We start from the raw sequence: 13,190 nt of genomic DNA, 5'->3' as shown, positions 1-13,190 counted from the left end.
ACCGCCCCGGCAGCCAGGCCTGAAGCAGCCCTTGCGCGCGGCCGGCGCCGGAGCGCCCTCGTGTCGGCCAGTGGCGCCGAGCCTGGCGTCGGCCGGGCCGTTTGGCGGTCTGTGTTAAATTGCTGTCCTTTCGCCACAGGCGGCCACTCCCCAGACACCCACAAAGGAGCGCAGCATGGAGGCAAAACAGTCTTCGTCTTCAACCTTCACCGCCCCGGTCTTCTACGGCTCGGCCCTCATCATCCTGGCGCTGGTGATCTACAGCGTCGCCTTCCAGAGCCATGCGCAAATGCTGTTCAGCGAGGCGCAGGCCTGGATCATCGCCAACGTCAGCTGGCTGTACATCCTCGCCGTCGCGCTGATCCTGCTGATGGTGGTATTGCTGGCCTTCAGCCGCTACGGTGACATCAAGCTCGGCCCCGACCACAGCGAACCGGACTACAGCGCCCTGACCTGGTTCGCCATGCTGTTCTCCGCCGGCATGGGCATCGGCCTGATGTTCTTCGGCGTCGCCGAACCGGTGATGCATTTCCTTTCGCCGCCGACGGGCGAAGGCGGCACGGTCCTCGCCGCCCGCGATGCCATGAAGATCACCTTCTTCCACTGGGGCCTGCACGCCTGGTCGATCTACGCCATCGTGGCGATGATCCTGGCCTACTTCGCCTACCGCCACGGCCTGCCGCTGACCCTGCGTTCGGCGCTCTACCCGCTGATCGGCGAACGCATCCACGGGCCGATCGGGCATGCCGTGGACATCTTCGCGATCATCGGCACGGTGCTCGGCGTCGCCACCTCGCTGGGCCTGGGCGTCACCCAGATCAACACCGGGCTCAACCACCTGTACGGGCTGCCGGTATCGGTGCCGGTGCAGATCGGCCTGATCATCGCCACCACGCTGCTGGCGACGATCTCGGTGGTCAGCGGCCTGGACAAGGGAGTGCGGCGCCTCTCCGAGCTGAACCTGACGCTGGCGGCCCTGCTGATGCTGCTGGTGCTGATCGCCGGCCCCACGGTGTTCATCCTACAGACCTTCGTGCAGAACACCGGCAGCTACCTGTCGGATATCGTCAACAAGACCTTCAACCTCTACGCCTACGAACCGAACGACTGGATCGGCGGCTGGACGCTGTTCTACTGGGCTGGTGGCTGGCCTGGTCGCCCTTCGTCGGCCTGTTCATCGCACGGATCTCCCGTGGCCGCACGATCCGCGAGTTCGTCGCCGGCGTACTGCTGGTGCCTACGGCCTTCACCCTGCTGTGGATGACCGTGTTCGGCGACAGCGCGATCCACATGATCCTCTGGGAACACGTCAGCAGCCTCGGCGAGGCCATCGAGCAGGACAGCTCGCTGGCGCTGTTCGCCTTCCTCGAGCACTTCCCGTTCTCCGCGCTCATCTCGCTGATCGCCATCATCATGGTGGTGGTGTTCTTCGTCACCTCGGCCGACTCCGGCGCGCTGGTGGTGGACATGCTCGCCTCCGGCGGCCATCCGGGCACGCCGGTATGGCAACGCATCTTCTGGGCGGCCTCGATGGGCGGCGTGGCCATCGCGCTGCTGCTGGCCGACGGCCTCACCGCGCTGCAGACCGCCACCATCGCCAGCGCGCTGCCGTTCACCATCGCCCTGCTCTGCTCGATGTGGGGGCTGCTCAAGGCGTTGCGCCTGGATGCGACCAAGCAGGGCCTGCGCTACCAGGCGCTGAGCATCTCGCCCAGCGCGCCACGCGGTGCCGGCGGCTGGCAGCGGCGCCTGCGCAACCTGATGCTGTTCCCGCGCCGCGCCCATGTGGTGCGCTTCATCGCCGAGGTGGTGCGTCCGGCCTGCGAGGCGATCGCCGAGGAAATGCGCAAGCAGGGCTACAGTGTCGAACTCAGCGAAGGCGAGGATCGCCGCGTGCGCATCGAGATCCGCCACGAGGGCGAACCGGACTTCATCTACGAGGTGCGTCCGCGCGCCTACGTGATGCCGAGCTTCGTCGTCACCACCAGCGAGGACGACGAGCGCGAGGAGCGCAAGTACTTCCGTGCCGAGGTGCACCTCAAGGAAGGCGGGCAGGACTACGACGTGATGGGCTGGAGCCGTGACGACGTGATCGGCGACATCCTCGACCAGTACGAGAAGCACATGCACTTTCTGCACATGGTCCGCTGAAGATGCGCCAGGCCGCTCAGTGTGCCTGGCCGGCCTGGCGCTCGGCGCTCATGAAGGCGATCAGCCCGGCCAGCGGCAGCGGCCGGCTGACCAGATAGCCCTGCACCTGCTGGGCGCCGAACTGGCGCAGCAGCTCGAGTTGCTCGGCGGTTTCCACCCCCTCGGCGACCACTTCCAGCTGCAGGTTGTGCGCCAGGCCGATCATCGCCTGCACCAGCTGCCGCTTCTCGGGCCGCACGATCATGCCGGCGACGAAGCTCTTGTCGACCTTCAGCAGGGTGATCGGCAGGCTGGAGAGGTGCACGAACGACGAGAAGCCCGTGCCGAAGTCGTCCAGCGAGAAGCGCACGCCGAGCCGGCCGAGGGCCTGCATGGTCTGCTGGACCTGCTCGCTGCGGCGCATCACCGCGGTTTCGGTGAGTTCGAATTCCAGCCAGTGCGGATCGATGCCCCGTTCGTCGATCAGCCGGTTGAGGGTCGGCAGCAACTGGCTGTCCTGGAACTGGCGGAACGACAGGTTGATCGCCATGTGCAGCAGCTGTGCGCCCTGGGCGTGCAGGCTTTGCAGGTCGCGCAGCGCGCGGGCGATCACCCAGTAGCCCAGCGGCACGATCAGCCCGCTCTCCTCGGCCATGGGAACGAAGGCGTCCGGCGCCAGCAGGCCGCGCTCGGGATGCCGCCAGCGCACCAGCGCCTCGATGCCGACGATACGCCCGCTCTCCAGGCACAACCGCGGCTGGTAGTGCAGCTCCAGCTCATCGCGGCGCAGCGCCCGGCGCAGCTCGCCTTCCTGATCGACCAGGCTGCGCGCGCCGCGGTTGGCCTGCTCGTCGTAGAAGTACCAGGTGCAGCCCTGGCTGGCCTTGGCCTGGCGCATGGCGATCTGCGCACGCCAGAGCAGCGGGTCGGCACCGATGCCGGCAGAGGCGCGCGCCAGACCGAGGCTGCAGCCGAGCATCAGACTTTCGCCGTCGACCCAGTAGGGTTCGGCCAGGGCCTCGACGAGGCGATCGGCGACCGTCTCGGCACGCAGGGGATCGTCGCGGGTATCCAGCAGCAGGGCGAATTCGTCGCCGCCCAGGCGCGCCAGCAGGTCGCCGACCTCCAGCTGCGCCTTGAGCCGCGCCACCACCTGCAGGATCAGCCGGTCGCCGGCCCGGTGGCCGAGCGCATCGTTGACGTGGCGGAAGTTGTCCAGGTCCAGGTAGCCGAGCACCAGCCCCTGGCCCTGATGTTCGGCCAGCGCCTCCAGCAGCAGCACCTGGAAGCCCTGGCGATTGGCGATACCGGTGTGCGGATCCTGTTCGGCGAGACGCTGCAGGGTGCCCTGCAGATTGCAGCGCTCGCGCACATAGCGCAGGCAGCGGCGCAGCACTTCGGGGGTCAACTGGTCGGCCACCAGCCAATCGACCGCGCCCTCCGGCGCCTCCCGCGGTTCCTCGTCGAGCAGCAGGATCAGCGGCCATGGGCAAAGTCCGGCGGCCGGCTGGCAGGCGGGGGTCGCCAGCAGCAGGCAGGGGCCTGCGAGATGCGCGCGGGCCGTTTCCCAGTCGCGCTCGACGATCAGCGGCTGCTGGCTGCGCGAGGCCTGCAGGCAGGCGCGCAACCGCTCGGCCCATTCGGGCCGCTCGGTCAGCAGCAACAGCGACATGGATTGGACGGGCGCTGGCAAGCGGCCTCCGCGAGTCGATATGTTGGAGGCGTGCGATTCGCCTCATGATTCCCACATATCCCTGTGCCAGGTAACACCCGCATCCTGCAGCGCGCCGACAAGACTAATGGATTATTTTCATTAGCCAAGGCCCAGCGGGCGACGATTGGTGGCTTATTGATGAGCGACTGACCGGCATCAACCTTCAGCCTGCTAAACTCCCGCCCCCGCTTCGAACGACCTGAACGACATGTCCCGACTCAACCCTCGGCAACAGGAAGCCGTGAATTACGTCGGCGGCCCCATGCTGGTGCTCGCCGGTGCCGGCTCCGGCAAGACCAGCGTGATCACCCGCAAGATCGCCTACCTCATCCAGCAATGCGGCATCCGCGCGCAGTACATCGTCGCCGTGACCTTCACCAACAAGGCCGCCCGCGAGATGAAGGAACGCGTCGGCAGCCTGCTGCGCGGCGGCGAAGGCAAGGGCCTGACCGTGTCGACCTTCCACAACCTGGGCCTGAACATCATCCGCAAGGAATATGCCAGGCTCGGCTACAAGCCGGGCTTCTCGATCTTCGACGAGGGCGACATCAAGGCACTGCTGACCGACATCATGCAGAAGGAATATGCCGGTGACGATGGCGTCGACGAGATCAAGCACTACATCGGCAACTGGAAGAACGACCTGATCCTGCCCGAGCAGGCCCTGGCCGAGGCGCGCAACCCCAAGGAACAGACCGCGGCCATCGTCTACACGCACTACCAGCGCACCCTCAAGGCCTACAACGCGGTGGACTTCGACGACCTGATCCTGCAGCCGGTGAAGCTGTTCCAGGACCACCCCGAAGTGCTGGAGAAGTGGCGCAACAAGGTGCGCTACATGCTGGTCGACGAATACCAGGACACCAACGCCAGCCAGTACCTGCTGGTCAAGATGCTGGTGCAGGAGCGCGCGCACTTCACCGTGGTCGGCGACGACGATCAGTCGATCTACGCCTGGCGCGGCGCGCGGCCGGAGAACCTGATGCAGCTCAAGGAGGACTTCCCGTCGCTGAAGGTGGTGATGCTCGAGCAGAACTACCGCTCCACCAGCCGCATCCTCAAGTGCGCCAACGTGCTGATCGCCAACAACCCGCACGCCTTCGAGAAACAGCTGTGGTCCGAAATGGGGCACGGCGACCCGATCCGGGTGATCCGCTGCCGCAACGAGGAAGCCGAGGCCGAGCGCGTGGCAGTGGAAATCCTCACCCTGCACCTCAAGACCCAGCGGCCCTACAGCGACTTCGCCATCCTCTACCGCGGCAACTACCAGGCCAAGCTGATCGAGCTGAAGCTGCAGCACCACCAGATTCCCTACCGGCTGTCCGGCGGCACCAGCTTCTTCGCCCGCCAGGAGGTCAAGGACCTGATGAGCTACTTCCGCCTGCTGGTCAACCCGGACGACGACAACGCCTTCCTGCGAGTGATCAACGTGCCGCGCCGCGAGATCGGCTCCACCACCCTGGAGAAGCTCGGCAACTATGCCACCGCGCGCAAGATCAGCATGTACGCCGCCTGCGACGAGATCGGCCTGGGCGAACACTTGGACACCCGCTTCACCGAACGCCTGGCGCGCTTCAAGCGCTACATGGACGACCTGCGCCAGCAATGCGCGCAGAACGACCCGATCGCCGCGCTGCGCAGCATGGTCATGGACATCGACTACGAGACCTGGGTGCGCTCGCAGACCTCCAGCGACAAGGCCGCGGATTTCCGCATGGGCAACGTCTGGTTCCTCATCGACGCCCTGAAGAACACCCTGGAGAAGGACGAGGACGGCGACATGACCATCGAGCAGGCCATCGCCAAGCTGGTGCTGCGCGACATGCTCGAACGCCAGCAGGAAGAGGAAGAAGGCGCCGAGGGCGTGCAGATGATGACCCTGCACGCCTCCAAGGGCCTGGAGTTCCCCTACGTGTTCATCCTCGGCATGGAGGAGGAAATCCTCCCGCACCGCTCCAGCATCGAGGCCGATACCATCGAGGAAGAGCGCCGCCTGGCCTACGTCGGCATCACTCGCGCGCGGCAGAACCTGGCGATGACCTTCGCCGCCAAGCGCAAGCAGTACGGCGAGATCATCGAATGCCTGCCCAGCCGCTTCCTCGACGAACTGCCGCCCGAAGACCTGGAGTGGGAAGGCCAGGAAGACGCCCCGGTGGAAGTCAAGGCCGCGCGCGGCAACGACGCGCTGGCGGCGATGCGGGCGATGCTGAAGCGCTAGGGAAATCCCGCCTGAACCCTGAAAAGCATCGCCGCGAGGGCGCGCCCCACCAGTCTGGCGAAGGTATGCTGCTTTTGTGGGAGGCCCGACCTCGGGGCGATGCAGGCCGAAGGACTGCCAAAAAGCCTGAAATCGCTCTCCCCTGAACTCCGATCATCATTCGTCTGTTTGAATCCCGTAACCCAGGCGCGGCATGCTTGGCAGGTCGCATGTTCGGGAGGGATTCGATGTACCACGGCGAACGCTTCAATGCCTGGACGCACCTGGTCGGTGCAGTGCTGGCCTGCATGGGCGCCATCTGGCTGCTGGTGCTCGCCGCGCTCGACGGCACGGTGCTGGAGATCGTCAGCGTGGCGATCTACGGCCTCAGCCTGATCCTGCTCTACAGCATCTCCACGCTCTATCACAGCCTGCGTGGGCGGGCCAAGGTGGTCATGCGCAAGCTCGACCACCTGTCGATCTACCTGCTGATCGCCGGCAGCTACACGCCGTTCTGCCTGGTAACGCTGAGCGGCGCCTGGGGCTGGACACTGTTCGGCATCGTCTGGGGCCTGGCACTGATCGGCATGGCGCAGGAGATCAAGCCGCGCTCGGAGGCGCGGGTGCTGTCGCTGGTGATCTACGCGGTGATGGGCTGGATCGTGCTGGTGGCGGTCAGGCCGCTGTTCGCCGCGCTGGGCGGTGCGGGTTTCGCCTGGCTGCTGGGCGGCGGCCTGTGCTACACCATCGGCATCGTGTTCTTCGTCTACGATGAGCGCTTTCGCCACTGGCATGGCGTCTGGCACATCTTCGTGATGGTCGGCAGCCTGCTGCACTTCATCGCGATACTGTTCTACGTGATCTGACTCAGCGTTGCTCCTGCAGCGCGGCCGCGCTGCCGAGTACCGCTTCCAGTTCGCTGGCAGCGGCGCGCAGGCGCGGTACGAACTCGAGCAATTGCGCCATCGAGCAGCGGATCACCGGGGCATGGCTGAACAGGCAGGCGAGCAACTCGCCCTGTGCATCGCGCACCGGCACCGCGCAGGCCACCATGCCATCGATGAACTCCTCGGAATCGGTGCCCAGTTGCTCCTCGCGGATGCGCGCCAGGTCGTCGCGCAATGCGCTGAGGTCGGTGAGAGTGTTGCGCGCCAGGCGCTGGACCGGCAGGCGCGGCAGCACCCGCTCCAACTGCTCGGGGGACAGCGAGGCGAGGTAGAGCTTGCCGCTGGCGGTGCACCACAGCGGTGTATGGCTGCCGATCGGCAGGTTGATCTGCAGCGGCCAGTTGGTCTGCACCCGGTCGAAATAGAGCATGTCCAGCCCGTCCGGAATCGCCAGGCCGCAGGTTTCGCCGATGGCCTCGGACAACTGGCGCAGGATCGCCTGGCGCAACGCCTTGTGCCGGCTGCTGCGCAGGATGTTCAGCGCAGCGGCGTGCAGCCGCTCGCCCGGCAGCAGCCCGCCACGCAGGCCGAACTGCAGGAAGCCTTCGCTCTCCAGCGTTTGCACCAGGCGATGTGCGCTGGCTTTCGGAATATCCAGCCTTTCCGCCAGTGCGGTCGGCGTCAGGGGGTCCTTGGCAGCGGCCACTGCTCGATGATTTCCAGCACGCGGGTGATGGAGGAACCTTTTTCGCGGGTACTGCGCATGGTTTCACTCATGACGATGGATGACAGGCCGCTCGCAGGCGGCGGAGCCAGGCAGGGGTAGCGGTGGAAAACGCTGCGCGGTTTTCCACCCTACGCTCTCGTGTCGCGCGAGCTTACTTCATCGTCGGCATGGCGAACTCGGCACCGGCGCGGATACCGGTGGGCCAGCGCCGGGTCACGGTCTTCATCCGGGTGAAGAAGCGCACCCCGTCCGGGCCGTGCATGTTCAGCGGGCCGAAGATCGAACGCTTCCAGCCGCCGAAGCAGTGGAAGGCCATCGGCACCGGGATCGGCACGTTGACGCCGACCATGCCGACCCTGACGTTCTCCTCGTACTGCCGCGCAGTGTCGCCGTCGCGGGTGAAGATCGAGGTGCCGTTGCCGTACTCGTGGTCGTTGACCAGCTGCAGCGCCTCGTCGAACGACGCGACCCGCACCACGGCCAGCACCGGGCCGAAGATTTCCTCCTGGTAGATGCGCATCTGCGGGGTGACGTGATCGAACAGCGTCGGGCCGACGTAGAAGCCGCTCTCGTAGCCCTGGACACTGTAGCCGCGACCGTCGCAGACCAGCGTCGCGCCTTCCTCGACGCCGAGGTCGATGTAACCGAGGACCTTCTGCTGGTGCTCGCGGGTAACCAGCGGGCCCATCTGCGGTTCGGGCTCGACGCCCAGGCCCGGGCCGGTGCGCATCCGGCCGATCTCGTCGCGGAGCATGCCGACCAGCTTGTCGGCCACCTCGTCGCCGACGCACACCGCCACCGAGATCGCCATGCAACGCTCGCCGGCCGAGCCGTAGGCGGCACCCATCAGCGAACTGACCACCTGCTGCGGATCGGCGTCGGGCATGACCACCATATGGTTCTTCGCCCCGCCCAGGGCCTGGCAGCGCTTGCCGTGGGCCGAGGCGGTCCGGTAGATGTACTCGGCGATCGGCGTCGAGCCGACGAAGCTCACCGACTGCACGCGCTCGTCGCTGAGCAGCACGTCCACCGCTTCCTTGTCGCCGTTGACGATGTTCAGCACGCCGGCCGGCAGTCCCGCCTCGGCCAGCAGCTCGCCGATCAGCATGGTCGCGCTCGGGTCCTTCTCCGACGGCTTGAGGACAAAGGTGTTGCCGCAGGCGAGCGCCACCGGAACCATCCACAGCGGCACCATCGCCGGGAAGTTGAACGGGGTGATGCCGGCGCAGACGCCCAGCGGCTGCATCAGCGAGTTGGAGTCGATGTCGCGGCCGACGTTGGAGGAGAACTCGCCCTTGAGCAGGTGCGGGATGCCGCAGGCGAACTCGACCACTTCCAGCCCGCGGGTGACTTCGCCCTGGGCGTCGGAAAAGACCTTGCCGTGCTCGCTGGTGATCAGCCGGGCGACGTCGTCGCGGCGGCGTTCGAGCAGTTCCTTGAAGCGGAACATCACCCGCGCACGCACCAGCGGCGGGGTCTTCGACCAGCCGTCGAAGGCGGCCTGGGCGGCGCCGATGGCCTCGCGGGTTTCCTCCGCCGAGGCCAGCGAGACCTGCAGCCGCGCTTCGCCGCTGGCCGGGTTGTAGACGGTGGCGCTGCGCCCGGAACGGCCGGCGACGGCTTCGTTATTGATCAGGTTGCCGAGGGTCTGCATGGTCTCACTCCTGGTTCCAGACGGTTTCGTAGAGGTCGATGATTTCCGCTTCCGTGGGCACGCGTGGGTTGTTGCCCGGCGAACCCGAGGCCAGCGCCTGGCGCGCCATGGTTTCGCGCAGTTCGAAGAAGCGCGCGCGCTCGATGCCGAACTGCGCGGGGCTCGGCACCTTCAGTTCCTGGTTGAGCGCGCGCAGCTCGGCCAGCAACTTGTCGTTGGCGGCCTCGACGCTGTCGCCTTCGGCGGCGATGCCCATGGCGCGGGCGCAATCGGCATAGCGCTCGGGCGCGGCGGGAATCGAGAAGGCGGTGATCGCCGGCAGCAGCATGGCGTTGGACAGCCCGTGCGGCACGTGGAAGAAGGCGCCGATCGGCCGGCTCATGCCGTGCACCAGCGCCACCGAGGCGTTGGAGAAGGCGATCCCGGCGAGGTTCGAGCCAAGCATCATCGCCTCGCGCGCGGCACGATTATTCGGCTCGTGGAAGGCGCTGCGCAGGTTCGGTGCCAGCAGGCGCATGGCTTCGAGTGCCTGGGCGTCGCTGTAGAGGCTGGCCTTGCGGCTGACGTAGGCCTCGATGGCATGGGTCAGCGCGTCGATGCCGGTGTCGGCGGTGACCCGCGACGGCAGCGAGAGGGTCAGCTCGTAGTCGATCAGCGCGGCGACGGGCATGAAGCCGAGGCCGGCGCAGAGCATTTTCTCGTCGCTGGTCTCGTCGGTGATGATGGTGAAGCGGGTCGCCTCCGAGCCGGTGCCGGCGGTGGTGGGGATGGCGACCAGCGGCAGGCCGGCCTCGCTGACGTCACGCGGGAAGCGGTAGTCGCGCATCTCGCCGCCGAACTTGCCGAGGATGCCGATGGCCTTGGCCGAGTCGATCGGGCTGCCACCGCCGAGGGCGACGATGGAGTCGAAGTCGCCCTCGCGGACCATCTCCACCCCGGCGCGGATCGAGGCGGCGGTCGGTTCGGGCAGGGTATCGGCGAAGCACTGGCTGGCGATGCCGGCCTGCTCCAGTTGTTCGCTCAGGCGGGCGACATAGCCCAACTCGACCATCATGCGGTCGGTGACGATCAGCGGGCGGCTGCAACCCAGCGTGCGCAGCACGCTGGCGAGCTGCTGGCTGGCGCCGGCGCCGATTTCCATCAGGCGCGGCAGAACGATGCGATGGCTCATGGGGCACTCTCCAAGCAGCGCTGCCTGGCGCGGCAGCTTTTATTATTTTGAGACTTTTTGTCTCACTATCGTTTCTGGAGAGTAGAAAGTATAGACGGCCGCCGTCAACCGCAAATCGAGACCTTTCGTCTCGATTTATGCGCAGCAACCCGTAGGCGGGGTTGCGGCGCGCAGCGCCGAAGCCCAACGCCATCCTTGTCCGGCGAGGGAGCCGCCTTGGCTCGTGCCTCCTTGTTGGGTTGGGTAAGTTGGGCTTCGCTTCGCTCAACCCAACCTACGAACTGCGCGCCCGCCCAACCTGCGAGCCGTGCAGACCGTTGCACTCAAGCGCCCGAACGCAGCGCCTCCCAGCTCAGCAGCACGTCGAGCATACGGTGGGAGAAGGCCCACTCGTTGTCGTACCAGGCCAGCACCTTGACCAGGTCGCCCTGCACGCGGGTGTGGTTGAGATCGGCCACGCAGGAAATCGGATAGCCGTTGAAGTCGCTGGAGACCAGCGGCAGTTCATTGCACTCCATGACGCCGGTGGGCAGTTGCCGTGCGCCTTCGCGCAGCATCTGGTTGACCGCCTCGACACTGGCCGGTGGGCGCTCGGCGGTGAAGGTCAGGTCCACCAGCGAGACGTTCGGCGTCGGCACGCGCACCGACAGGCCATCCAGGCGCCCGGCCAGTTCCGGCAGCACCAGGCCGATGGCCTTGGCCGCGCCGGTGGTCGAGGGAATCATCGACAGCGCCGCGGCGCGGGCGCGATAGAGGTCCCGGTGGGCCTTGTCCAGCAGGCTCTGGTCATTGGTATAGGAGTGCACGGTGTTGAGCAGCCCCTGGCGGATGCCGACCGCCTGGTGCAGCACCTTGGCCAGCGGCGCCAGGCAGTTGGTGGTGCAGGAGGCATTGGAGACCACCCGCTGGCTGCCGAGCAGCTCGTGGTTGACGCCGTAGACCACGGTCAGGTCCGCCCCGTCCAGCGGGTGCGAGGCGAAGACCCGCCCGGCCCCGGCCTGCAGGTGCTGTTCGACCAGTTCGCGCTTCTTGAACTTGCCCGAGCACTCCAGCACCACGTCCACGCCCAGCTCCCCCCACGGCAGCCTGCTGGCGTCGCGCTCGCAGAGCAGGCGGATCGACTGCCCGCGGATCTGCAGGATGTCATCGTGCACGTCAACCTGGCCCTGGAAACGCCCGAAGGTCGAATCGAAGCGGGTCAGGTGCGCCAGGGTGGCGGTCTCGCTGAGGTCGTTGATGGCCTCGATGTGGATCTGGTTGTCCAGCCCACGTTCGAACAGCGCGCGCAGGACGGTGCGGCCGATACGGCCGTACCCATTGATGGCAATACGCAGCATGACGGTCTCCGGTTGAATTGAACGATCTGTGCCTAGCTTAGGTGCTAGACGGGTTATCGCCACATGCTATCCGTCCAGGACCGCTGAAAGACAGCGGCGCGCCCGTGGTTCTTCGGCCCGGTTCGGGCAATGGCGAACCTGGGCGCTTCGCGTCAGTCGTAACTGCACAGGGGTATCGCCCACGACCCGCCAGGACCGAGAAGGAAGCGCGCATGAGCGAACCAACCCAGCCGCCGTGGTGGAAAGGCGCCACCGTCTACCAGATCTACCCACGCTCGTTCGCCGACGGCAACGGCGACGGCGTCGGCGACCTCGCGGGCGTGCTGCGCCAGCTCGACCATCTGCAGCGGCTGGGCGTCGATGCGCTGTGGCTGTCGCCGGTGTTCCGCTCGCCGATGATCGATGCCGGCTACGACATCAGCGACTACTGCGACATCGACCCGCTGTTCGGCTCGCTGGCCGATATCGACCGGCTGATCGCCGAGGCCCATGCCCGTGGCATCCGTGTGCTGCTGGACTTCGTACCCAACCATACGTCGGACCAGCACCCCTGGTTCCTCGAGTCGCGCAGCGCGCGAGACAACCCCAGGCGCGACTGGTACATCTGGCGCGACCAGCCGAACAACTGGCGCGCGCAGCTCAACGCCGGCAGCGCCTGGACCTGGGACGAGCACACCCAGCAGTACTACCTGCACCTGTTCCTGCCGCAGCAGCCGGACCTGAACTGGCGCAACCCGGAGGTCATCGAGGCGATGCATGGCGTGCTGCGCTTCTGGCTCGAGCGCGGCGTCGACGGTTTTCGCATCGACGTCATCCACTGCACCGGCAAGGATCCGCGCTTCGCCGACGATCCGCGCTGCCTGGCCGGCGAGCCGCTGGCCAACTTCAACGACCAGCCCTACAGCCACGAGGTGCTGCGCGGCATCCGCCGGATCGTCGACAGCTACCCCGGCGACCGCGTGCTGGTGGGCGAGGTGAACATCCGCTCGACCGAACGCATCCTGCAGTACTACGGCGCCGGCGACGAACTGCACATGTCGTTCAACTTCACCCCGCTGGACGCGCCCTGGGACCCGGTGATGTTCCGCACCTGCATCCGCGACGTCGAGCAGTTGCTGGAGCCGGCCGGCGCCTGGCCGACCTGGGTGCTGTCCAACCACGACAACCGCCGCCAGCGCAGCCGCTACCAGGGCTCGCTGCGCAGCGCCCATGCCGCCGCCGTCCTGCTGCTGACCCTGCGCGGCACGCCGTTCCTCTACCAGGGCGAAGAACTGGGCCTGGAGGACGCCGCGATCGCCCCGGACGAGCAGATCGACCCCGGCGGCCGCGACGGCTGTCGGGCACCGCTGCCCTGGCTCGCCGAACCGCCGCAT

Annotated in this window: 7 protein-coding genes and 2 pseudogenes; 4 read left to right on the top strand and 5 right to left on the bottom strand. The window is 66.8% G+C overall.

Features of this window, described 5'->3' with window-relative positions; all coding sequences use genetic code 11:
• Positions 1-175: 175 nt before the first annotated feature.
• A pseudogene (betT, locus tag BAY1663_RS20170) lies at positions 176-2,151 on the top strand (choline BCCT transporter BetT).
• Positions 2,152-2,167: 16 nt separating this feature from the next.
• Here the strand turns inward: betT and BAY1663_RS20165 are convergent.
• Entirely contained in the window at positions 2,168-3,802 is a 1,635-nt protein-coding gene (locus tag BAY1663_RS20165) for a bifunctional diguanylate cyclase/phosphodiesterase (protein ID WP_037044263.1), read from the bottom strand.
• A 250-nt stretch (positions 3,803-4,052) separates the two neighbouring features.
• Here BAY1663_RS20165 and rep point away from each other — a divergent pair, with 250 nt between their 5' ends.
• Together rep and BAY1663_RS20155 are read left to right on the top strand one after the other, a co-directional pair.
• Positions 4,053-6,062, top strand: coding sequence for a DNA helicase Rep (gene rep / locus BAY1663_RS20160; RefSeq protein WP_037044261.1), 2,010 nt, complete (start codon positions 4,053-4,055; stop codon positions 6,060-6,062).
• A gap of 227 nt (positions 6,063-6,289) precedes the next feature.
• Complete coding sequence (locus BAY1663_RS20155; protein WP_037044258.1) at positions 6,290-6,907, top strand: hemolysin III family protein; 618 nt, start codon at positions 6,290-6,292, stop codon at positions 6,905-6,907.
• 1 nt (position 6,908) lies between these two features.
• Here the strand turns inward: BAY1663_RS20155 and BAY1663_RS20150 are convergent.
• From BAY1663_RS20150 to gap, 4 genes and pseudogenes are all read right to left on the bottom strand, one after another.
• Positions 6,909-7,693, bottom strand: a pseudogene (locus BAY1663_RS20150) (IclR family transcriptional regulator).
• Between the two features lie 113 nt (positions 7,694-7,806).
• On the bottom strand, positions 7,807-9,309 hold the full coding sequence (locus BAY1663_RS20145) for a CoA-acylating methylmalonate-semialdehyde dehydrogenase (RefSeq protein ID WP_037044255.1): 1,503 nt from the start codon (positions 9,307-9,309) through the stop codon (positions 7,807-7,809).
• 4 nt (positions 9,310-9,313) lie between these two features.
• Positions 9,314-10,480 carry an iron-containing alcohol dehydrogenase gene (locus BAY1663_RS20140; protein ID WP_037044253.1) on the bottom strand — a complete coding sequence of 389 codons (1,167 nt, stop codon included), beginning with the start codon at positions 10,478-10,480 and terminating at the stop codon, positions 9,314-9,316.
• Positions 10,481-10,803: 323 nt separating this feature from the next.
• Complete coding sequence (gene gap / locus BAY1663_RS20135; RefSeq protein ID WP_037044251.1) at positions 10,804-11,817, bottom strand: type I glyceraldehyde-3-phosphate dehydrogenase; 1,014 nt, start codon at positions 11,815-11,817, stop codon at positions 10,804-10,806.
• A 212-nt stretch (positions 11,818-12,029) separates the two neighbouring features.
• Here gap and BAY1663_RS20130 point away from each other — a divergent pair.
• Positions 12,030-13,190: alpha-amylase family glycosyl hydrolase (locus BAY1663_RS20130; protein ID WP_037044249.1), on the top strand; the 1,161-nt coding region annotated here is incomplete at its 3' end.

The organism is Pseudomonas sp. BAY1663 (genome assembly GCF_000582595.1).
GTDB classification, from domain to species: Bacteria; Pseudomonadota; Gammaproteobacteria; order Pseudomonadales; family Pseudomonadaceae; genus Stutzerimonas; species Stutzerimonas stutzeri_AF.
Note: the sequence above shows the minus strand (reverse complement) of the source record. Positions and strands in the feature narration are given on the sequence as shown.